This is a genomic window from Spirosoma sp. (genome assembly GCF_026391055.1).
GTDB lineage: Bacteria > Bacteroidota > Bacteroidia > Cytophagales > Spirosomataceae > Spirosoma.
The window spans coordinates 93,897-115,817 of sequence record NZ_JAPLET010000024.1; the positions used below are offsets into that span (position 1 = coordinate 93,897).

Sequence of the window (21,921 nt, forward strand, 5' to 3'; positions counted from 1 at the left end):
TTAGTTTCCGCGTATAAAAGCAGCTACGACCGGCTTCGCTTTTGTGTCGGTCATCAGGGGTTTAGGCGCCGGTGCTGGTTTATGCTGGGCGGTATCCTTCCTGGGCGATACGGGTACCGGCTTTTTATAGCCGGGCAGTCCACTAATGGGTGGCATATAGTTAGAAGCCAAAACCTGCTCCTCGAGTTTTTTAGCTTCTGTCTTCCGCTTCAGGTAGCGTTCGGCCACCAGAGCGGCCACCGAAGCGGCCGCCTTACCGCCCCAGCCGGCATTCTCCACAAAAACCGCTACCGCAATTTTAGGGTTGTTCATGGGCGCAAACCCGATGAAGATGGAGTGGTCGAATTTATGCCCGAATTTATTGTTCTGCGATGTACCCGTCTTACCACACAGATCGATGCCCGCGATGTTTGCCAGGGGCGTTACGGTACCATGTGCCACGGCTCCCCGCATACCGTCAATGACAGGCAGGTAATACTTGTAATCAATACCGGTTTCGTGCCGTTCGAGGTATTCGGCAGGGAGACCAGCGCCTGATTTACCGAAGCCTTTGATGTAATGCGGAGTAATAAACCAACCCCGATTGGCGATGGTTGCCGCCAAATTGACCAGCTTCAACGGGCTGATCAACAATTCCCCTTCGCCAATGCTGAGCGAGTAAACATTTGAAAACTTCCAGCGCAATGTTCCACCGTATGCTTTATCGTAATACTCCGGCGTTGGCAGATTTCCTTTCTTTTCCGATGGCAGATCGACGCCAAGCTTACTACCAATCCCGAATTTCTCTGCCATGTCATGCCATTGTTTGAGACCAATAGCCGACGCCTTAAAGGTGTTATGCTCTCCGTTGAAATAGAGAAACTTGCGGAATACAAAATAGAAATACGGGTTGCATGAGTTCTGAACGGCCCCACGCAGGTTGTTTCCACCCCGGCAGTGACAACGCATGGGCGAACCCGCATGCCCATAAACGGTAGTTGGGAGAAGAGACCCCTGCTGCTGAGCAATTAACGCCTGAATTAACTTGAATGTTGAACCGGGACGATAGCTCGACATCACCGGTCGGTTGATAAGGGGCTTGTAAGGGTTTCGGAGTAATGCCCGGTAGTTCTTCGAAAAGAAACGACTCGATAACAGATTGGGATCATAAGTTGGCGCAGAAACCGACACCAGAATTTCGCCGGTTGCGGGTTCAACGGCCAACACCGCGCCTACTTTGTTCTGCATCAGGCTATCGGCGTACTTCTGCACGTCTACATCGATACCGGTGATCAGATTTTGTCCGGCAACGGCCAGCGTATCATAGGCTCCATTCTTCCAGGAGCCTTTGTTCACGCCATGCACATTCTGCATCATAAACTTAACGCCCCGCCTACCCCGCAACTGCTCTTCGTACTGTTCCTCCAGTCCATTATGGCCAATGTAATCTCCCTGTCGGTAATAGAGAATATCCTGGCTGTCAAGCTGCTTTTTACTGATTTCACTGACATAGCCCAGTGCGTTCGACAAGGTATGTGCCGGATACGTACGCATGGAACTTATGACCGGCTCGAAGCCCCGATAATCGACCAGGGCATCCTGTATTCGGGCAAAATCCTCTTTGGAAAGCTGTCGCAGAAAAAGGGAGGGTTTTACGCGCGAGTAGTTACTCGCCAGCCCCATGATGCTGTCAAAGTCCGAAACGCTGATGTTCATCATCCGGCAGAAGGCCGATGTATCAGGAATCCGAACCTGCTTTGGCGTCACGTATAGATCGTAAACAGGGGTATTATAAACGATAAGCTGGTTGTTTCGGTCGTAAATCTGCCCGCGATAGGGTATTTCGACCACTCGCTTGATGGAGTTCTTCGACGCTCCCAGCGAATAGGTGTCGTCCAGCACCTGTAGATAAAACAATCGGGTCAGATACGTTAATCCAACCAGGCAAAAAATACCAATGATGACCCACTTTCGATTCTCTAACATGAGAATATTTTCCTTTCAATCAAGCTATGTACTCTCTACAAAGTTAGTTTAAATAATGATGAATGATAAGTGAAGAAGTACGAATAATCAGCTTGTTTAATTTGCTTCTCACTCGTAATCAGGACCCGTCATTCATCATTCCTACTTTATCCTAAAAAATCACCATCCTTTAGCCATAGTCCGCAGTCGGCAGAGATACATGTCGGAAGTGATATACAATGTCGACCCATCATCTCCCCAGGCACAGTTTGCCGTAGCTACCCCGATTTTTATAAAACCCAGTGTTTCGCCCGTTGCCGAAAGAACCAGCACTCCGCCCCCGCCCGTAACCCATAAGTTACCGGCACGGTCTACTTTCATTCCATCGAAGCCGCCCTCCAAACCTAGTTTTTTCATGCCCGCAGCACCAAAAACCTCCCGTCCTTTCCCCACCGAACCATCGGCTTGCAGGGGGTAGGCCATGACAAGGGGGCGAAGTGGGTCGGACTGCGCCACGTAAAGGGTTTTCTCGTCGGGCGACAGCGCTATACCGTTCGGGCGGGTAAGGTCGCTTACGACTATCGACACCGTACCGGGCACCCCAGCCCGTTCGGGGGCAATCCGGTACACGCCCCACCCATCCGTTTCTTTTCCCGGGTCTTTTTCTTTTTTAGGCATTCCATACGGTGGATCAGTAAAATAATAGCTTCCATTGGAATGCGCCACTACATCGTTCGGACTATTGAATCGTTTGCCGTTAACGTTATCGGCCAGCGTTCGTTTACCGCCGGTGCCGTTTAGCGGCATAGCCGTTACACGCCGGTCGCCGTGCTCGCAGGCAATGAGCCGCCCCTGCCGGTCGATGGTTAGCCCATTGGAACCGGGTTCATCACTGTAGGGTCCCACACCCGTATAGCCGGACGGCTTCAGAAACGGCGTGACACCGTCTTTTTCCGTCCATTTAAAAATTGTGTTTTGCGGAACGTCAGAAAAGAGCAGAAAGCCCTGGTCTTTGACCCAAATGGGCCCTTCGGTCCAGACGAAACCATTGGCCAGCACCTCAACTTTGGCCTCCGCGGAAATCAGCTTATCCAGACGCGGGTCGACCCGCACAATCTGGCCAATTGTGGGAAAAGGCGTCGGCTGAGCCATAAGCGGACAAAATGTAACGCCCAATAAGCCGACGAGTAGAATAGAGTTTAGGTTCATACGTTTTTAGGAATAAGCCTTAATGCTACGACGATTTTTAGCAGGTAGCAAGATGAGAAAGTGGATTAAGTTTTCTTTTTAATTATACTTACAACTTCGCTTACATTCAAGTGGGTTTTTACTCCCAATCTGTTTTTGTTATGAACGATAAAAAACGAGTGGCTTCATCAACCGACCAGGAAAATAAATCCCGGCGTTCGTTTTTGAAGACCCTTGGCCTTGCCGGCACTGCTGCCGCGGCTGCCCCTGCCGCATTGGCAGAAACCACCGCCCGTACGGGCACTCCGCAGTATTTAAATCTGGTACGAAGCCACTCCAGTACAGCCGCTAACGACAAAGTGCGCATTGCCCTTATTGGCACGGGTGGCATGGGTATCGGCGACACCCAAACGGCGCTTATGGTCGATGGAGTGGAGATGGTTGCGGCCTGCGACCTATACGACGGCCGGTTGCGCCGGGCAAAAGAATTGTGGGGCGACAGCCTGCCGGTAACCAAAGACTACCGGGAAATTCTAGAACGCAAGGATATTGATGCGGTTATCAACGCAACAACCGATCACTGGCACGAAAAAATATCGTCGGATGCCATGCGCAAAGGCAAGCACGTCTATTGCGAGAAGCCAATGGTGCAGAAGGTAGAGGACGGCCATGCGCTGATCAAAGTATCTAAAGAAACCGGTAAAGTTTTTCAGGTAGGTAGCCAGTTTGCCAGTTCGCTGCTCATTGCTAAAGCCCGTGAACTTCTGAAAGCCGGTGATATTGGCGAACTTGTCTTTGCCGAAGCCATCTACGACCGCCACAGCGCTATGGGCGCCTGGCAGTATTCGATTCCGCCTGATGCATCGCCCCAAACAGTTGACTGGGACACGTATCTGGGCAGCGCACCCAAACGCCCCTGGGACCCACTCCGTTTTTTCCGATGGCGCAATTATCAGGACTACGGCACCGGTATTGCGGGCGACCTGTATGTTCACCTGCTTACCTCACTGCACTGTATTACGGGCTCAAAAGGACCAAACAAAGTCTATTCGAGTGGCGGTACGCGCTATTGGAAAGATGGACGCGATGTACCGGATATTCAGCTGAGTATCTATGATTATGGCAAAACTGCCGAACACCCCGAATTTAACCTGACTACCCGCTCAAACTTCGTTGATGGCGGAGGAGGCAATTACCTCGTTCGGTTGGTAGGTACGGAAGGCGACTTATCCCTGGGCTTCGACTCCTTGACCGTTCATCGAAACAAGTTTCCGAAGGCACCGGGCATGTCGATTGACAACTTCCCGAAGGACCAGAAGGAGTTGTATATTCAGGAGTATAACAAACTTTATCCGTCCCGCCCCGAGTTGGAAGGGCCCAAAGAGTTTAAGTATTCGTTCCCCAAAGATTACAAGGGCGACCGCTACGAGCACTTTGTCAATTTCTTCAGCTCCGTTCGGTCAAAAACACCCAACATTGAGGATGCAACGTTCGGGTTGCGTGCCTGCGGACCAACGCAGTGTGGCAATATGAGCTTTGCGCAGAAGAAAGCAATTAGCTGGGACCCGATCAACATGAAAATCCTGGGTGCTGTATAAGGATTAAGCATTTTTGCTGAACTACTAAACGAGTAAAAAAGCAGCAGGACTTTCGCTTGAAAGTCCTGCTGCTTTTTTACTGTCTTATGGCAATTCGAACCCGTTTTTAAAAAGCCTAAACATTTCCTTGCAACTTATTAATTATAGCCGTGAGGAGGAGACGGGTTTGTAGAAAATTCCGAATCTGAGTATAGGTTGGTATCGAGATCTGATTCGTTCTTATTAATAAACTGAATAAATACTTTATACTGGATTCGGTTAGTAGCATGATCTCGGTTTGGTATAAAAAGCAGATTAGCCTGCCTCTTTAAACTATCTGATTTTATTTTAGCTACTATTTTTTTTACCGCTTCTTTTGAAAGAAGTTGATTACCAACGTACGTATTAGCCCCGATTGATACGTTTGTTTTTCCTTTTGGCTGTAATTTTACATCAGGGTTAGGGCTGTAATAAATAGAATCTGACTTTGTCTTTTGGGTAATCCACCCATTTAGACTTACGGTAGAATCACCAAAAAAATAGTCAAAAATAAAGCTCTTACCCTTAGCGTCCTCAAACACTTTGGCAGAAACAACTAAAGAATCCAGATAAACGACTGGAATTAAGTTACTGGCCCCTTCATTTTGAGTCATAGAAGAAATTCCGGAAGAATCTGCTTTATCTGCTGACGTTTGCCCCGATTGACAGGCGACAAACATGAAAGAAAAAAGCAGACAGAAGGCGAGAACTCTGACAGGTGTAAATTGCGTCATTCTGATGGGATTAAGGTGAGCGCTAAAAATAAAAATAGTTAGTTAAATAACCTTCTAAAAGGCAAGTAATTGCCCTAAAATACACAAAATAAGCATTGATTATCAGAATATTGCCTCGCTATAGGGGAAGTAAACTCACTTATCTTCCAGATAATACCTATAGAGTAAATTATCTATTGACAACTAGTAATACTCTACTGAGACTTCACCACCTTCTTTACGGAAATTGTATATTTGATTAGCTTCACCGATCCGGTAGCCCTTTAAATGATATGAAATAAATATGTTTAAACACACAAAGACGTAATGTTACAGGTAGTTCTTGACTGGTCGGAAGTATGGGCCTTATTTTTTCCCCTTATTACTTATTATATTCATAATCGGCAACCCGATTATTTCAAGGCTATTTCGATTTATCTCTGGGTGGCGTTGGCGCTAAATTTATCGGGTGACTTAATAGGTGACTTTAAACGATACTTACCCGATTGGTTGCAGAGTAATCTGATCTTATATGTTATTCACTCAATATTTCGCTTTGTTTGTTTTACTTATTTTTTCTCATTGATCAGGCAATCTTATTTTTTACGATTAAGACGATTGATTCCTTTTTTATACCTGCTATTTATTATCGTAAACTATATATTCCTGGAAGATTATTTAGACCAAAATCACTTAAGTGGAAATTTATTTACTATTGAAGCTTATTTTTTACTTATCTACTGTTTGCTGTACTACTTGTCTAAACTGCGGGATAATATAGAAAGTTTTTGGAATGATCAGCCCTTTTGGATAGTCACGGGACTTAGTATATATGTGGTCATTAACTTTTTTATCTTTTTGTTTTATGTTCCGTTAATTCAGGAAAATCTCAGCCTTGCCGAAAAAATGTGGAGTATACATAACCTAGCCTATATCATTCTTTGCCTATCCATAACCAAAGCAATTTATGTACCAATTCGACCTGTCTATTGAATCCCGTATCATCGTCGGCATCTCAGCAATGGTTTTACTGTTCAGCGGCTTCCTCATATCCTTTATAACGTCGCAACGAAAAAAAATTCAACACCATAGAGAAGTGGAATTGCTGCATGAGCAACAAAAGAAATTACTCATAGAGCAAAATGATCAGTTAGAGCAGCGGGTCAAGGAAAGAACCACAGAACTAAGAGAGCAAAAAGAAGCATTACAGATTTCTCTCACAGAACTCAAGTCGACACAGATGCAGTTAATTCAGAAGGAGAAATTGGCGTCGCTTGGCGAGCTGACGGCTGGTATTGCTCACGAAATTCAAAACCCGCTCAACTTCGTAAAAAACTTTTCGGAATTATCCATCGAGTTTATGAGCGAGTTAAAGCAGGAAGTCAGGGCGGGTAACGAAAAAAGTGTACTTGATCTGGCCGAAATACTTTCGCAGAACCTGGAAAAAATCAGTACACACGGTAACCGGGCCAGCCGCATTGTAAAAGGTATGCTCGAACACTCTCGATTAAGTTCTGGCGAACGGAGGCCCACCGACCTCAATGCGTTAGTTGATGAGTACGTGAAATTGGCATACCATGGTTCACGAGCTAAGGATAACGAGTTTACGTGCAAGCTAGTAACCAGCCTCGACCCAAAGCTGGTCAAATTCAATATTATTCCTCAGGAGATCGGCCGTGTATTGCTAAACCTATTAAACAACGCGTTTTACGCCGTACGGGAAAAAAAGAAAAAAGCAGACCTCTCCTACCAACCTACCGTTATGGCAAGTACCGCATTAACCGATAATCAAGTTGAAATTCGGGTACTCGACAACGGAATTGGGATACCGGATTCAATTAAAGCCAAAATATTCCAGCCCTTTTTCACGACAAAACCCACCGGAGAGGGAACTGGTCTCGGCCTGTCGCTTAGCTATGACATCATTACCAAAGGCCATAACGGCGGACTTGAGGTGAAAACCGAAGCGGATGGGGCCACTGAGTTTATTATTCAACTCCCTCTTTCCTAGACCTGCCAGTATACTGATTTTCGGCAAAAATTTACCCAGCACTGACTTTTTGACCGCTCCTAACCTACCCTTTTGTGCGTTAGGAGCGGGCTTTACTCCACCCGTACTCGCGCATCACCTACGCCTGGCATTCCTGATCGGGTAAGGCCTTCCGCCCGAATCCGAAGATTGGTTTTAGCATCAGACGTAAAGAATGAAACGGTGGCTTTCCCGTCTTGATCAGTCTGGATCATGGGTGCCCAGAACAGCGTTGTCCGGTAATCCGGGCGAACGTGTTCTGGCTTTTTAACATCATAACGGGGAGCATAAAATTCTTTCAGGGGTGCATAGCCGGGTAGTTTGGCAATGAGCGTACCCGGCGTTACATCTTTCGAAAAATCGTAGTCGGGCTTACCTCGTTTGGTGAGGATTGAAATAACGCCACCCCCAGCCCGCGACCCATAAATAGCGGCCGACGCTCCTTTCAGGACATCAACCCGGTCAATGTCCTGCACGGATACCCCCATAACCCCCTGCAAGTCCATCGGCATACCGTCGAGCACGAACAACGGTTCTATCGGCCCATTAAAATTGGCAGCTCCCCGAATTTGCACCCGGGCGCTCAACCCGTTACCGGTTACCTGCACGCCCGCAATTTGCCCCTGAATAACATCCAGAAACGTTAACCGTCCGGAGGTATTCACCTGATCGAATTTGACACTGGCATCCGGCGTACCATAAATAACTCTGGAATCCTGCTCCCTATACTTTTTTGCTTTTACAGTCACCGTATTCAACAATACTTCGCCGTTGCGCCGGATCTGCCGCTCAATTTCCTGATATTCCTTGGTTCGTCGGATAAAGTTGGCCAGTTCATCACGCCTAAATTCGAGCGGATTGTACGGGACTTTGAGAATGGTTACTGGTGGCACCAGAAGCTGGTCGAGGGTAATAACCATATTTCGGTTTGCACTCCCTTTCAGGCCCTGGATCATAACAGTTGTAGTATCCGTAAAATCAAGGTCATAAGCGGCATAATTGCCAGCCTCATCGGTGTCGCCAATGAGGATATCACGTGTACTGTCCCGTTTAGCCAGCATAAACGTAAGCTTAACTTTTCCGCCAATATCTTTCTGATTAGGCCGAACAACCCGTCCTGTCAGCGACAAGCCCCCTTCCAGTGGATATTTGTTCGGCAGTACGCTTCCCGACAGCACATCGGCCCAGGCAAATCGTCGCCATCCCTGGGTCATCATCAGTATGTCCAGTTTCAGCCACCGGTCCGGATTGGCAGACTTAAAATAATATTCGGGTTGTTCGATCGTGCCAGCTATATCAGACGCCAGCAGCAGATGCGACCGGATGGTGGACCCGTTAGTATCTACTTCGGGCGCGAGTTGCGCATCGACAACAGCCAACGACAAATTAGCAGCCTGTGGTTTGCCGTTTGCGTCGGTCGTCGTCACAGTTAGATTAACCTGCTCACGATTCCGATAGGCAGGTTTATCAGCCTCCAGAGAGACGTTGATCTGTTCGGCCCGGTGAATAAATATAAGTCGCTCACAAACGGGCTTATTGGTTTCGTCAAAGATCGTCAGTTGGGAAATGCCTTCTGGAAACTGAGCGCGTGGCAGACGCACCATAGCCAGCTTTTTGACAAATGGAATCCGGGCCGTCTGATAAATCTGCCCTCTTGTCTGCGCCACCAGCGTTATTCGGGCGGTAGTATCGATGCCAGTTTTATTGTGCATGACATACACCAGCACATTGTCTTTATTCGTCAGATTTTCGACTTGCATACTTACACCCTCCTGCTGGACCGCAGGGAGTGGATAAGCAGCTAACGTTCCATCCAGAAGCGGTACATAAGCCGTGTAGGTCTGAGCGGGTTCGGGTTTAAGCATGAAGAAGCCCATACCCAGATGCGAACTGGAAAAGCCGGTAACGGTATCCTTGCGTGTATTCAGCACGAAGCCCTTTACGTCTATCCCCATTCCCGACAAATTGACGGCTTTAAACGCTACCCGACCGACCAAACCCGTAAGTAACTGCCCGCCCTCGGGTAGAAACTGTATATCAGGACGATTGCTGGCTTGAGTACCTGTGTTCTTTTCGGCACCCGTATCGGGACGAAGAATGGTTAGCGTTTTGGTGAAAAAGTAAGCCTCCGGATAGTTCCGCATGAAATTGGTGTAGGCGCGGAGTTGATAGCTTCCGGCTGCTAATGAATCAGGCAACGTCAGCTGACCAGGCGCATAGCTGCTTGTGGCCCGGAGCTGAGTCCGTAAACGAACACGTCTGGCCATGGGGTCTACCAGATCGACGTACAGCACCCGGCTGAGTGTATCGGCTTCGTGCGAACTTCCATTTACAAGATAGCCTTTCAGCCAGATCGTTTCGCCCGTAAGGTAGGCGTCCCGATCGGTATGAATGTATACTTTCTCCGTAGGTCGCTGCTGGTTATAAAGACGAAACTGGTCGAGTAAACGTTTAATAAACTCGTCATTATATGTTTGGAACGCAACAAGTAATGTTACTACAGGTAGCAAAAACAACCCAATTAATCTAAAAGTAATTGTGCGCATAGAAAAGATTTCAAACAGCAGTATATCCCTTTATCCTTACAGTGACTAATTTAGCAAAACCTCTCCCTTAACCTATGACCTTACCCGCTCAAAAAACAGCGCTTGTTTTAGGGGCTACCGGCCTAATCGGTAACTTGCTAACGCATCAGCTTGTCAACTCACCAGCTTATTCGATGGTTAAAGTGCTGGTGCGCAAACCATTGACCTGGCAGCACCCTCACTTACAGGAAATTTCGTTCGAATTTGACCACCCGAATGGATTAATCATACAAGCCGACGATATATTTTGCTGTTTGGGTACAACCATGAAAAAAGCAGGGTCAAAAGAAGCCTTTCAAAAAGTAGACTACCAATATCCTCTGACGGTTGCTCAAATGGGGCTTACCAACGGAGCCAAGCAGTTTGCCATCGTTACGTCAATGGGAGCGGATACCGAATCATCGTTCTTTTACAATCGAGTCAAAGGCGAAGTTGAGCGCGACTTGACTGCGATGAACTACCCGACGCTACTTATCTACCGCCCCTCGCTCTTATTGGGCAACCGCGCCGAACAGGGTGAAAACCGGCTCGGCGAACGACTGGCAGAAGGGACCATGCGCTTATTAAAACCCTTAATTCCGCCCAAATACAGAGCTGTTGAGGCTAGCAAAGTCGCCAATGCCATGCTCACAACCGCGCAGCAGGGGCTAACGGGTAAAACCGTTTTTGAATCTGATGCGCTACAAGCCTTTTAGTATAGGTAATTGTTTCCCGTATACTTTGCACTAAGTAAAGCCACCTATCCATCCTTATTAGCCAATTACATCTCAGACAGGTTTATCTGCAATAGTTGATTGGCCAAGTTGTTTAGTCGTTGTTCCGGTCCCTGTATATGAAAGGTTACGTGTCGATGTTGTTGCGTGCCTCCGGGGCTTAGCTGAGCGGCTGGTGAGGACGACTCCAACTCATAAAACTGCCCCATTTGAGACTGACCTGGTTTCATCGGTCCATCATTGTAGGCGTTGACTACATCTCCGGAGAACGGCTCTTTCTGCAGCTCCCAGGCCGAATTAACATACCGTTTGATTACGGGGTCAAAGTCGTACGTAACAAGCGTTAACGTTTGGTTAGCCGGATCATAACTGCCAATCCATTTTGTAGCCCGCGTCGGCGAAACCCCAATTTTACTTCGGTAGTTGGCATCAGCCGTAAACAAGGCAGCTGTTTTACCAATTCGTAGCCGGTTGGCGGGCACTTTACCGAAATACGAATCATTGACGGGCTGCCCCGCCCCCGGCCGGAATGGAACTATGATCGTGGCTTTCGGAGACGCATTCATCATCCCCAGAATCCAGATTGACGGCATTCCCGTTTGCGTTGTCCAGGCTTGTTTGCCTTTATTGGTGATCTTATTATCCGATTCAATACCGACCACCTTTAACGAGCTGGTTTCCAAACCAAGCTGAGCATTAATTTCAGCTTTGGTCAGCAATCGAACGGTACGTTCGATACCCAGGTTAAACTGGGTTCCGGCGTAGTTTGTCAATGCTACATCACGCGTGAAGCGAACCGACGAAGCACTGCTTTCTGCACGAATAAAAGGCTCTGAATCAATGGCTGCGGGCGTTTGCCAATGTATCGCGTCAAAAGGGTCTCCCGGCTTAAAGTACAGCGCAAACTGCCCCCCTTCGGGTCCAAGCCAAAATCGATCTTCTCCGCCAAACGCATTCATATGCGGAAGCAGTTTACCCGACTGGATCAAGTCATAATTGATCCAGCCATAACTCGACTTCCCGTCGGCACTGCTCGTCATAACTCGACCCTGATAGGCCGGACAGATAAGTGCACAGGCGTCTTCATTTTTCAGTTCGACTAAATCTGGGTGATGACGTTGCAGAAACTGCCGGTCTTTGGCAAAGGCGGATGAGTCGGGTGAAGTATCCAAAGTTGTATTGTTGGTTTGCGCTTCGCTGGTTTCCGTTTTACGACCCGAGCAGGCCATTAGCGATCCCAGCAAAGCTAACACGACGATTTTATGCATAACAGGGTAAGATGCAAGGCGAAAAATGACGAACTTGAGAACGTTATGTAGCCTGATAGTCTACATTGCTATAAATCATCGTGCCTACTCAATCTACTTTCCCAAGCGACCTTACCGTCCGGCCAGCTACGCAAACTGACGAGTCTGCTGTGTACGATTTTCTATGTACACTGGAGGAGACAATACTCGACCCCAGGGCTTTCACCGCAATTTTCCATCATAATACAGTTAGTCCACTTGTACATTATCTGGTCGCCGAAAGGCAGGGAGAAGTGATCGGCTTTATTAGTTGCCATGTTCAGTATCTACTTCACCACACTGGCAAGGTTGGCGAAATACAGGAATTGTTTGTCCGTCCTGAGTTCCGCAACCAGCGTGTTGGCCAGCAGTTGGTAGCAGCCCTGACAGCGCTTGCCATTGAAGAAAATTTCGTCAATCTTGAGGTAACGACCAACCAGAAACGCGTCGATACCATCCGGTTTTACGAGCGCGAAGCATTCATCCGAACGCATGTTAAATTAGTTAAACCTATACAATCCTGATGCGCTTATTAGCTTTTTGCCTTCTCTTTGCCATTCATTCACTTGTAACAAATGGTCAATCGTCCCAAAGACGAGATGCCATTCTGGAACGCAATCTTCAGGCTGCGTTAAAGGGCTTTCGAGGAGATGTTGGCGTTTATGTTCACAATTTAAAGACGGGGAAAACGGTAGCTATTAACGCCGACACCCTATTCCCAACCGCTAGCACGATTAAAATACCAATTCAATGCGGTCTTTTTGATAAAATTCATAAAGGCGATTTGACCTATGGACAAACCCTGACCTATAAAGACTCCCTTCACTATGACGATGGCATTGTCGGTTCACTTAAAGACGGGGCTAAAATTCCATTGGGTGAGGTTGTCATGCTCATGGAAACCGTCAGCGACAATACTGCTAGTTTATGGTGTCAGGCACTGGCAGGCGGAGGCACAGCAATTAACACCTGGCTGGAGAATAACGGTTTTCACCAGACACGCGTTAACTCACGAACACCGGGCCGTGAAGCCGACCGGACCCGTTACGGTTGGGGACAGACTACCCCCCGTGAAATGGCTGACCTGATGACCTATATTCGCCAGGGTCGCGCCGTCAGCCCGGATGCCAGCGAGGAAATGTACCGGAATCTCGGTCGTCAGTATTGGGATAACGACGGGCTGTCGCAGGTGCCGCCGGATGTAAAAACGGCCTGTAAAAATGGAGCCGTCAACCAGTCACGCTCAGAAGTTGTGCTTGTGCACGCACCCCATGGCGATTATGTATATTGCGTTATGACAAAGAATCAGCAGGACGAGAGTTGGGAGCGAACCAATGAAGGCTTTGTACTTTTACGCAATGTAGGGGCTCTGTTATGGCAGCATTTCGAGCCAAAATCTACCTGGAAACCCAGCGTAGGCTACGAAAAATGGTGGTAATGAGTAAAGCCGCTTCTCGATATGAGAAGCGGCTTTATTCTAAAGTAGTGCGAATGTATCTCCGCAAGTATTAGTAAACCGGTGCGTGCGGGTCTCCCCGGCAGAATGACTAATTCAGGAACTTCAGCCGAATGTCGTTTAATTGACTACGGATTGAGCCGTCAACCTGACGGTCGCCTAAACGCAGAACATATCCACCAATTAATTTCGAATCGATTTTTTCTTCCAGCTCAACAGAGTTGCTTCCCGTTGCCTTCGTGACCATTGCCTTGAATGTGTCACGCTGGGCAGCTGTTAGCGGAACAGTGGTAATAACAGTAGCCCGGCCAACGCCTTTCAGTTGATCGTACTGACTAATAAACTGCTCTGCAATGGCGTCCATAATCCCCTCGCGGTTCTTTTTTCCGATGATTTCGAAGAAAGCCATCGTCATTGGATTAACCCGATTAGCAAAGGCGGCTTTAATGACGGCACTTTTCTTTTCTGCGCGGACGATAGGGTTCTTTAACATTAACATCAGCGGACGACTTTGGTCAACTGTGTTTTTGAACAACTGCATGTCCTTATACATCGTCTCGGTCAGGCCTTGCTCCTGCGCCAGATCTAACAGCGATTTGGCGTAGCGAGAGGCAACAGTAGCGACTGCCATAATCGAATTAGTTTAAGCGTGAATTAGAGACCAGATCAGTTACCAACTTCTCCTGAGATGCTTTGTCGCTAAGCTCCTTACGAAGTACTTTCTCAGCAATGTCAAGCGAAAGTGTAACAACTTCTTTTTTCATCTGGGCAACCAGTGCAAGGCGTTCGTTCTGCATCGACTCACGAGCCTGCTCCAGAATGCGCTGACCTTCTGCCGAGGCTTTCTCACGTGTTTCGGCCATCATTTTATCGGCAGTTTCTTTGGCACCGCGCAGGATAGCTTCACGTTCCGAACGAGCCTGAGCCAGTAATTTTTCGTTGTCGGCTTTTAGCGCGGTCATTTCGAGCCGGGTTTTTTCGGCCAGATCAAGCGCACTTTGAATGTTGTTTTCCCGTTCGTTCAGGCTCTCGGTAATAGGTTTCCAAGCGAAGGCACGAAGGATAAGAAACAGGCCGAGGAAAACCACTACCTGCCAGAATAATAAACCAAGATCGGGTGTGAGCAAATCCATGGATTTACGACCGCGCGAGCGGCTGATTTCGAGTTTTGATGTATAAGTTTATTGGTACGTCCACAAATCGGAATTCGTCAATCGTACAGCGGAATTCAACTCAATCTTTTGTTAGAGGACGTCCGCCCATCGGCAAACCCAAACGGGCGGACGTTTCTCTTAAATTGGGCGAGCAGGGATGCCGGTGCCTAATGCAACCAGCCTGCTCAAACTCAGTTGACGGCTACGTCGCGCTGGCTTAGGCAGTAGCGACGAGCAGACAAATAACAGCTGCAAACAGAGCTACGGCCTCGATCAGAGCCGCGATGATCAGCATGGCAGTTTGGATACGACCAGCCGCTTCTGGCTGACGGGCAATACCTTCCATAGCACTACCACCAATTTTACCGATACCAAGACCAGCACCGATAGCGGCTAAACCAGCGCCGATAGCAGCACCCATAACCGAAACACTACCAGTAGCTTCCAACAGCAGAGCAAACAACATTGCGAACATAAACTTCAAACGTATTTATTAGTGAAACAAAAGATTGCCAGACAATACTACTCCCCAAACCAGCCGGGAGATAGCCAATAATTAACCTAATTCAGAAGGCGTGCCTTCGTAACCAATGCCGTGGTCGGCATCGTGATGATCTTCAACCGCACTGCCGATGTACATCGCCGTTAGCAGGGTGAAGATAAACGCCTGAAGGAACGCTACCAGCAATTCGATCAGGTTCAAAAACAAGGTAAAGAACAACACAACCGGGCTGATCGCCACGCTTGTTCCCATACCACCCATGTTGTTGGCCATGAAAATGAGACCGAGCAAGCTCAGAATGATAATGTGACCAGCGGTGATGTTAGCGAATAGTCGAATCATGAGCGACAGCGGCTTCATGAACACACCTACAATTTCAACCGGAATCATGATGGGTAACAAAGCAACCGGAACACCCGTTGGCTTTAGAATGTGCAGCCAGTAATGCTTATTCCCGCTGAACGTAACGATCAGGAAGGTAATAACGGCCAGCACCAGCGTTACGGTGATATTGCCCGTCAGGTTAGCCGCACCCGGTAACAGTCCTAAAAGGTTGTTAACCAGTATAAAGAAAAACAGGGTAAGCAGATAAGGCAGATACTTGGTGTATTTAGGTCCAATGCTTGGTTTGGCAATTTCGTCCCGAACAAACAGGATGATCGGCTCCAGAAGCGACTGGATTCCGCTGGGTGCTTTGCCTTTGTTTTTCGCATAGCCCCGGCTAACCGCCGAAAACACCAGCAACAGAATGACAGCGCTCAATAACAGCGACGCTACGTTTTTGGTGATCGAGAAGTTATAAACTTTCGCTTCATGATCAACCTCGCCCGCTTCATTGACCCGGTGAATTTTGCCGTGTACATTCTTGTAGCCATTGTAAGTAGCTTCGTGGGCTAAGTTTGACGAAGAGAAGACTTCCAATCCACGATCTTTAGAATATAGAATAACGGGTAATGGTAGCGTAACACCGTGGGCAAACTCCCAACCGTGATCATCTTTAATGTGGTGCATAATCATTCCACCGACATCAAATTTTCCATTGGTGGCTTTTGCCTCACCTTCATGATTGGCATGCGCTTCACCCTCGTGGGCATGCTCTTGTGCCTGGGCACCTACTAACGAACTCAGAATGAGAGCCGTTGCTAACAAAATTCTATTAATAGCCGAACGCATCATATGATGTGACAAATCGTTTTTACGAATCGCGTCGCAAGTTACGAGTCATCGTCCAAATCTCAAAGCCTGTGTAACATATATATAGTACAAGAAAGTCCAAAACGAAGGTTCGGCGCTGGTCGATATGGCGGAATAGAAAGAAACCAATAAAGGCTAGTCCGAGGATAAGACGGGCTACGGTAGCTGCCATATAAAGAGGGATGAACCGCTCCTGATTATCCTGTAAACCAGACTCTACCAGCCGGTTTGTCAGGAATGACACACACAAAAAGAAAATCAGTAAAATCTTCCAGTTTGGGTGAAGCCAGAGGGTGACAGAATATCGTTCGGCTACGAAAAATGCAATTGCGAAAAACGCCGTAAATAAAATTATTTTGATCATGATGGGCATCCAGCCTGTCAGTTGAAGTCAGTTCAAAGCAAACGTTCTAGATTATCTTTTTGTCAATTGCCGGATAAACAGATAGAGTGAGGCACCAATGGCCGTCAGCGATAGTATGATTGTCCAGACAGGCCGATGATTATTCTGCCAGGCATCGAGCTTCATGCCTATCCAAACACCCAATCCAATAGTCCCCAGCATTTGAAAGGCAATGCCACTAAATTGTACAAATGAGGTTGTCTTCTCAGTTACGTTTTTAATTGGCTGATCGCCCCGAACCGGCTTATCCGGGTTGCTCTGTTCAGGTTGGTCCGGGTCGTTTTCCATAGAATTAGGGCGTTTGATGTTATATGCCGTGCAAAATTCGTTAATTTGGGCTAAGGTTCCATATTACCAAACCGTCCTGAAACGTTTTAGTACGAGTGACCACGTGTTATTTTTCGAATGTCCCGTTATTCAGGTATCCAACTAGTTTTATTCCTTACGGTCTTTACGTCATTGACCGGTGGTCTGGTATCGTGCTCTCAGTACAGCACCAAACCAGTAAGCAAAGGGTATCATAATCTGACGGCCCATTTTAATGCCTACGTGATTGCCCGCGATCAGATCAATCAGGCAGAACAAATACTGTTTAAAACCCGCCAGGAAAACTATAATCAACTGCTGCCTATTCTGCTGCCGGTCGATTCCATGCTTGCTCAGCCCCTAAAGCCGCAACTGGACGACGCCATCAAGAAAGCATCTATAATTCCCGAACGCCACCAGAACAGCAAATGGCTCGACAACGCGTACATTCTCATTGGCCGCGCCCGATTGATCAAGCAGGATTTACCTAACGCAATCGAGGTATTCAAGTACGTTAACACAAAGGGAACCAACGAGAACGACAAACATACAGCGCTGGTTGGTTTAATGCGGGCGTATGTTGAAGCAAGTGATTACACCAATGCCTTGAACGTAGCTGAGTATCTTCGCAACCAACCTCTCAACAAGAACAACACCCGTGATTTCTACCTCACTAAAGCGTATCTGCATGAACGTCAGGGTGAGTACCTCACGGCCGCCGGTATTCTGGACGCTACCTTTCCGGTTCTAAAAAAAGGAGAGTCGACGGCCCGGCTTCACCTGATAGCCGGTCAGTTGTATGATCTAGTTGGCCAGCCAGCGAAAGCCGTCGAGCATTACAAAAAGGTACTAGCCTCACAACCAACCTACGACCAATCGTTTTACGCCAATCTGTTCGCCATTCAAAGCAACGGCCTCACCGGCGACCAGAAGCGCATGGCTCAATCGGCAGAGACGTTCGAGCAGATGCTCAGTGACCGAAAAAACGCCGACCTGAAAGACAAAATATATTTTACCATGGGGCTTCTCGAAGCTCGAAGTGGTCGGATTGATAAAGCCATTGCCTATTATAGCCGGTCAATTCAGGCAGCGGGCGGCAATACAACTCAGGTTCCTTATACATATCTGGAAATAGGAAAGCTGTATTTTGAGAAGAAAGCCGATTACGAACATGCGAAAGTCTATTATGACAGCGCACTGGCCTTGATTCCTAAACAATCGGCTGATTACGCTGCTTTGCAGAACCGTAAAAAAACGCTCGATGAGTTTGTTCAATATCAAACGACCATCCGCACCGACGATAGTTTACTGAACCTAGCCCGAATGGACCCGGCTGCACTCGACAATGTGCTTGAGAAAACTATTTCACAGCGCGAAAAAGAGGATAAGGCGCAGGCGGCCCTCGCCCAACAGATTATCGAGAAGGCTACGTCGGGTAACATAAGTGCCGTACCCGGCGCAACAAATTCAAATTTGCCCCCTGCCGAACGCTGGATATTGTATAATCCCGTCGCCCTGAGTCAGGGACGTCAGGAGTTTTCTGTTCGATGGGGTAACCGCCCCCTAGAAGATAACTGGCGACGAAGCAATAAGGAAGCATCCGGTGCCATTGCTGCCGCAAACAGCCCCCTTTCCGGTGCATCTCCGGCTAATTCAATTAATCCTGACCCAACTTTGCAACCTGCTACGGTAAGTGGCGTACCGGTTAACTTGGCGGGTCCCAATACCAGCCGAAAAGGGCAAAAAGAGGCCATGATGGCTACTATTCCCTTTACAAAAGAAGCCCAGACTGCCGCCAACCAACGCATTGAGAATGCGCTTTACCGATTGGGCAAGCTGTATAAATTTGACTTCAATCAGCCTGCCAATGCCATTCCAACATTCGAAAAGCTTTTAATACGGTACCCGAACACACTTCAAAAACCTGAAGTATATTATTTACTGTACCTATCAAACGAGCAGATTGGCAAAGCATCGACTTGGAAGGAAAAACTGCTGGCCGAGTACCCCAATACTTCATACGCCCGTTTGACGGGGAAATTAGTAGCTCAGACGACGGATTCGGAAGCACAGGCTCAAAAAACCTACACAACTATTTATGACCTGTATAAAGCAAATAACAACGCCGAAGCGCTTGCTCGTGCCGATGCGGCTATGCCTGGTTTCGCTGGTAGTCAGTTAGAAGACAAATTAGCCCTGCTGCGGGTTATATTGGTTGGTAAGGTGAAGCCACTGGATACTTATAAGCAGGCATTAGCTGAGTTTATTCGTGATTATCCAGCCAGCCAGTTAGTCCCTCATGTGAAAGATATGCAGACTGCGGCCAACTCGGCAACAGTAAAAAAGTAAGGCATTTTCGGCCGGTCACGCTGACAAAGTGTCCTTTTCCATAATGATCAACACCATTAAACACTAACACCTATTACATGTTTGATCTTGCTCCTGGTCCCTACCGGAAGATAATCCGAAACCTCTGGCGATACTCACTGCTGGGCATCGTTCTGCTGGTCTTATATATTGTTGCTGTCAGCTATAACTTTCTGTGGCTCTTCGGGGGTATGCCTAGTCTGAAAGCGCTGGAAAACCCTAAAAGTGAAGAGGCCTCCGAAGTATATACTGCCGACAATCAATTGCTTGGCAAATACTACGTCGAAAACAGAACGCCCATCGAGATATCGCAGGTATCGCCCAATGTAACTTCAGCCCTGCTGGCTACGGAAGATGCCCGCTTTATTAAACACTCTGGTATTGATCCCAGGTCTTTGTTCAGGGCAGTAGGTGGTTTTCTTACGTTCAAGAATGCGTCAAGTTCCGGAGGGGGCAGCACACTCACTCAGCAAACAGCGAAAAACCTGTTTGATACCCGCCGGGAAGAATTACGTGGTGCATTAGGCCATATCCCTATTATCAGCCTGATCATCGCAAAAACGAAAGAGTGGATTCTGGCCGTTCGTCTGGAGCGGAATTATACGAAGCAGGAGGTCATGATGATGTACCTCAATACCGTATCGTTCGGCAATAATACCTATGGCATTAAAACTGCAGCTAAAACGTATTTTAGTAAAGAACCTTGGAATCTGACGGTAGAGGAGGCAGCCCTGCTGGTAGGTATGCTTAAAAACCCAACGTTCTACAACCCGCGCTTATTCGAAGAGCGGACTCGGGAACGCCGGAATGTGGTGTTGAGTCAGATGAAAAAGTACAAATTTCTGACCGAAGACCAGTTCATTGCCTATAAGAACAAGCCCCTGAAACTTGACTTCAGCGTCGAGAATCAGAATACAGGGATGGCCGCTTACTTCAGGTCGGTTATCCGCGATGATATCAAGCGCTGGATTCGGCAATACAATGAAGAGAATCCCGGTGCCGAACTGGACCTGTACACGAGCGGGCTGAAAATCTATACGACCATCGACTCCCGAATGCAGGCTTATGCCGAGGAAGCCGTGATGGCGAACATGCGCGACCAGCAGAAAAAGTTCTATGAGCACTGGCGCGGTCGAAACCCCTGGGTACAAAAAGACCCAAGAACCAAAAAGTACGTCGAAATTCCGGGCTTCATTGAATCCGTAGCCCGACGCACAACCCGGTATAAACAACTGAAGGCCGCTTTTGGCGACGATGAGAAAGCCATCTGGGCCGAGATGCGCAAGCCCATTAAAATGAAGGTTTTCGTATATGGAAACCAGCGCAACGACAAAGATACGACCATGAGTCCGCTCGATTCAATCCGGTACTACAAGCGGCTGCTCAACACCGGATTTATGTCGATGGACCCTCGCTATGGTTACGTCAAAGCCTGGGTAGGTGGTATCAATTTTAAATACATGAAATTTGACCACGTGCGTCAGAGCCGACGCCAGCCGGGATCTACCTTCAAACCGTTTGTTTATCTGACGGCCATGGATCAGGGATTTGTTACACCCTGTAGCCATATCGTTGACCAGCCTACAGTATTTGCGCATGGCGAAGACAACAACAATGGACCGCCGTGGATGCCTAAGAACTCAACTGGCCGTTATAGTGGTCAGAGTTTGTCACTACGGGAAGCCCTTGGGCAGTCAATCAACACAGTAAGTGCTCAACTGATTAAGAAAACGCGGTCGGCTGCCGTTGTTAAATACGCCCATGACATGGGGATCGAAAGCAAAGACCTGCGTGAAGACCCTACCCTTTGTTTAGGAACGAGTGATGTATCCGTTTATGAGATGGTAGCGGCCTACTGCGCATTTGCCAATGGAGGCACACGCGTTCGGCCAATGATGCTTATTCGTATTACGGACAAAAATGGTAATGTGCTGAAAAATTTCACCCCCGATGCCAAACAGGTCATTAGTGCTCAACGAGCTTACGAAATGCTCCATCTGATGCGCGGGGCCGTCGAAGACCCTAACGGCACAGCTCAACGGTTACGGACACAATACAAATTGCTGGACGGAGGCAACGAAATTGCAGCTAAAACCGGAACGACTTCTAACTACTCCGACGCTTGGTTTATGGGTATGACCCAGCACCTTGTTTCAGGTCTTTGGGTAGGTGGCGACGACCGTCCAATTCACTTTAGAACCATTGAGTTAGGTCAGGGTGGCCGACAGGCTATGCCTGCCTGGGCTATGTATATGCAGAAGATTTACAAAGACCCAACCCTAACTCAATACCGCCCTGAACCCTTCCGGAAACCGAACAACTTCAAGATTGATTGTGGTGGTTATCATATAGATTCTTCTCAGCGATATACCCCGCCTAAGGTAGTGCCGGAAGATGAAGATGAAATACTTCAATAAAATAAGTCAGGCCAGCATTTGCTGGCCTTTTTTAGTCGGTTAAAACAG

General features: G+C 47.8%; 18 protein-coding genes. 7 read left to right on the forward strand and 11 right to left on the reverse strand.

Annotation, left to right across the window (positions count from 1 at the left end; translation table 11 throughout):
• Both NT073_RS20790 and NT073_RS20795 read right to left on the reverse strand, forming a co-directional pair.
• Window positions 1-1,965 (reverse strand): penicillin-binding transpeptidase domain-containing protein, encoded by a 1,965-nt coding sequence (locus NT073_RS20790; protein ID WP_297377282.1) that lies wholly within the window; start codon window positions 1,963-1,965, stop codon window positions 1-3.
• A gap of 159 nt (window positions 1,966-2,124) precedes the next feature.
• On the reverse strand, window positions 2,125-3,153 hold the full coding sequence (locus NT073_RS20795; RefSeq protein ID WP_297377284.1) for an SMP-30/gluconolactonase/LRE family protein: 1,029 nt from the start codon (window positions 3,151-3,153) through the stop codon (window positions 2,125-2,127).
• Between the two features lie 140 nt (window positions 3,154-3,293).
• On the opposite strand from NT073_RS20795, the gene NT073_RS20800 reads away from it, so the two are divergent.
• A complete protein-coding gene (locus NT073_RS20800; RefSeq protein ID WP_297377286.1) occupies window positions 3,294-4,730 on the forward strand; it encodes a Gfo/Idh/MocA family oxidoreductase in 1,437 nt (478 codons plus the stop codon).
• Window positions 4,731-4,867: 137 nt separating this feature from the next.
• Here NT073_RS20800 and NT073_RS20805 read toward each other — a convergent pair whose 3' ends face one another.
• Window positions 4,868-5,482 carry a hypothetical protein gene (locus NT073_RS20805; RefSeq protein WP_297377288.1) on the reverse strand — a complete coding sequence of 205 codons (615 nt, stop codon included), beginning with the start codon at window positions 5,480-5,482 and terminating at the stop codon, window positions 4,868-4,870.
• 946 nt (window positions 5,483-6,428) lie between these two features.
• Between NT073_RS20805 and NT073_RS20810 the strand changes: the two genes are divergently transcribed.
• On the forward strand, window positions 6,429-7,472 hold the full coding sequence (locus tag NT073_RS20810) for an ATP-binding protein (RefSeq protein ID WP_297377289.1): 1,044 nt from the start codon (window positions 6,429-6,431) through the stop codon (window positions 7,470-7,472).
• Between the two features lie 92 nt (window positions 7,473-7,564).
• On the opposite strand, the gene NT073_RS20815 is transcribed toward NT073_RS20810, so the two are convergent.
• The gene (locus tag NT073_RS20815) at window positions 7,565-10,036 is read right to left on the reverse strand and encodes a TonB-dependent receptor plug domain-containing protein (protein WP_297377291.1); all 2,472 of its coding nucleotides are present in this window, start codon (window positions 10,034-10,036) and stop codon (window positions 7,565-7,567) included.
• Window positions 10,037-10,110: 74 nt separating this feature from the next.
• On the opposite strand from NT073_RS20815, the gene NT073_RS20820 reads away from it, so the two are divergent.
• The gene (locus NT073_RS20820) at window positions 10,111-10,770 is read left to right on the forward strand and encodes an oxidoreductase (RefSeq protein WP_297377293.1); all 660 of its coding nucleotides are present in this window, start codon (window positions 10,111-10,113) and stop codon (window positions 10,768-10,770) included.
• 65 nt (window positions 10,771-10,835) lie between these two features.
• Here the strand turns inward: NT073_RS20820 and NT073_RS20825 are convergent, their stop codons facing one another.
• Entirely contained in the window at window positions 10,836-12,056 is a 1,221-nt protein-coding gene (locus tag NT073_RS20825) for a DUF6786 family protein (protein ID WP_297377294.1), read from the reverse strand.
• An 80-nt stretch (window positions 12,057-12,136) separates the two neighbouring features.
• Between NT073_RS20825 and NT073_RS20830 the strand changes: the two genes are divergently transcribed.
• The gene (locus tag NT073_RS20830) at window positions 12,137-12,598 is read left to right on the forward strand and encodes a GNAT family N-acetyltransferase (protein ID WP_297377296.1); all 462 of its coding nucleotides are present in this window, start codon (window positions 12,137-12,139) and stop codon (window positions 12,596-12,598) included.
• Window positions 12,598-13,512, forward strand: a complete 915-nt coding sequence (locus NT073_RS20835; RefSeq protein WP_297377298.1) for a serine hydrolase — start codon at window positions 12,598-12,600, stop codon at window positions 13,510-13,512. Before NT073_RS20830 ends, NT073_RS20835 begins: the two co-directional genes overlap by 1 nt.
• Before the next feature lie 109 nt (window positions 13,513-13,621).
• Here the strand turns inward: NT073_RS20835 and atpH are convergent, their stop codons facing one another.
• The 6 genes from atpH to NT073_RS20865 form a co-directional block, all read right to left on the reverse strand.
• The gene (gene atpH, locus NT073_RS20840; protein WP_297377300.1) at window positions 13,622-14,161 is read right to left on the reverse strand and encodes an ATP synthase F1 subunit delta; all 540 of its coding nucleotides are present in this window, start codon (window positions 14,159-14,161) and stop codon (window positions 13,622-13,624) included.
• Window positions 14,162-14,168: 7 nt separating this feature from the next.
• On the reverse strand, window positions 14,169-14,663 hold the full coding sequence (gene atpF, locus NT073_RS20845; protein WP_297377301.1) for a F0F1 ATP synthase subunit B: 495 nt from the start codon (window positions 14,661-14,663) through the stop codon (window positions 14,169-14,171).
• A 238-nt stretch (window positions 14,664-14,901) separates the two neighbouring features.
• Window positions 14,902-15,159, reverse strand: a complete 258-nt coding sequence (gene atpE, locus NT073_RS20850) for an ATP synthase F0 subunit C (protein ID WP_012927750.1) — start codon at window positions 15,157-15,159, stop codon at window positions 14,902-14,904.
• Window positions 15,160-15,240: 81 nt separating this feature from the next.
• The gene (gene atpB / locus NT073_RS20855) at window positions 15,241-16,362 is read right to left on the reverse strand and encodes a F0F1 ATP synthase subunit A (RefSeq protein ID WP_297377303.1); all 1,122 of its coding nucleotides are present in this window, start codon (window positions 16,360-16,362) and stop codon (window positions 15,241-15,243) included.
• A gap of 19 nt (window positions 16,363-16,381) precedes the next feature.
• Window positions 16,382-16,744 (reverse strand): hypothetical protein, encoded by a 363-nt coding sequence (locus tag NT073_RS20860; protein ID WP_297377305.1) that lies wholly within the window; start codon window positions 16,742-16,744, stop codon window positions 16,382-16,384.
• Window positions 16,745-16,795: 51 nt separating this feature from the next.
• Entirely contained in the window at window positions 16,796-17,071 is a 276-nt protein-coding gene (locus NT073_RS20865; RefSeq protein WP_297377307.1) for an AtpZ/AtpI family protein, read from the reverse strand.
• A 117-nt stretch (window positions 17,072-17,188) separates the two neighbouring features.
• Between NT073_RS20865 and NT073_RS20870 the strand changes: the two genes are divergently transcribed.
• Window positions 17,189-19,438 (forward strand): hypothetical protein, encoded by a 2,250-nt coding sequence (locus tag NT073_RS20870; RefSeq protein WP_297377309.1) that lies wholly within the window; start codon window positions 17,189-17,191, stop codon window positions 19,436-19,438.
• A 77-nt stretch (window positions 19,439-19,515) separates the two neighbouring features.
• Window positions 19,516-21,873, forward strand: coding sequence for a transglycosylase domain-containing protein (locus NT073_RS20875; protein WP_297377311.1), 2,358 nt, complete (start codon window positions 19,516-19,518; stop codon window positions 21,871-21,873).
• Window positions 21,874-21,921 lie beyond the last annotated feature (48 nt).

Excerpts from the sequence above, each read along its gene's own strand:
- NT073_RS20790 (WP_297377282.1), bottom strand. The coding sequence starts at position 1,965 with ATGTTAGAGAATCGAAAGTGGGTCATCATTGGTATTTTTTGCCTGGTT.
- NT073_RS20795 (WP_297377284.1), bottom strand. The coding sequence starts at position 3,153 with ATGAACCTAAACTCTATTCTACTCGTCGGCTTATTGGGCGTTACATTT.
- NT073_RS20800 (WP_297377286.1), top strand. The coding sequence starts at position 3,294 with ATGAACGATAAAAAACGAGTGGCTTCATCAACCGACCAGGAAAATAAA.
- NT073_RS20805 (WP_297377288.1), bottom strand. The coding sequence starts at position 5,482 with ATGACGCAATTTACACCTGTCAGAGTTCTCGCCTTCTGTCTGCTTTTT.
- NT073_RS20810 (WP_297377289.1), top strand. The coding sequence starts at position 6,429 with ATGTACCAATTCGACCTGTCTATTGAATCCCGTATCATCGTCGGCATC.
- NT073_RS20815 (WP_297377291.1), bottom strand. The coding sequence starts at position 10,036 with ATGCGCACAATTACTTTTAGATTAATTGGGTTGTTTTTGCTACCTGTA.
- NT073_RS20820 (WP_297377293.1), top strand. The coding sequence starts at position 10,111 with ATGACCTTACCCGCTCAAAAAACAGCGCTTGTTTTAGGGGCTACCGGC.
- NT073_RS20825 (WP_297377294.1), bottom strand. The coding sequence starts at position 12,056 with ATGCATAAAATCGTCGTGTTAGCTTTGCTGGGATCGCTAATGGCCTGC.
- NT073_RS20835 (WP_297377298.1), top strand. The coding sequence starts at position 12,598 with ATGCGCTTATTAGCTTTTTGCCTTCTCTTTGCCATTCATTCACTTGTA.
- atpH (WP_297377300.1), bottom strand. The coding sequence starts at position 14,161 with ATGGCAGTCGCTACTGTTGCCTCTCGCTACGCCAAATCGCTGTTAGAT.
- atpF (WP_297377301.1), bottom strand. The coding sequence starts at position 14,663 with ATGGATTTGCTCACACCCGATCTTGGTTTATTATTCTGGCAGGTAGTG.
- atpE (WP_012927750.1), bottom strand. The coding sequence starts at position 15,159 with ATGTTCGCAATGTTGTTTGCTCTGCTGTTGGAAGCTACTGGTAGTGTT.
- atpB (WP_297377303.1), bottom strand. The coding sequence starts at position 16,362 with ATGATGCGTTCGGCTATTAATAGAATTTTGTTAGCAACGGCTCTCATT.
- NT073_RS20860 (WP_297377305.1), bottom strand. The coding sequence starts at position 16,744 with ATGATCAAAATAATTTTATTTACGGCGTTTTTCGCAATTGCATTTTTC.
- NT073_RS20865 (WP_297377307.1), bottom strand. The coding sequence starts at position 17,071 with ATGGAAAACGACCCGGACCAACCTGAACAGAGCAACCCGGATAAGCCG.
- NT073_RS20870 (WP_297377309.1), top strand. The coding sequence starts at position 17,189 with ATGTCCCGTTATTCAGGTATCCAACTAGTTTTATTCCTTACGGTCTTT.
- NT073_RS20875 (WP_297377311.1), top strand. The coding sequence starts at position 19,516 with ATGTTTGATCTTGCTCCTGGTCCCTACCGGAAGATAATCCGAAACCTC.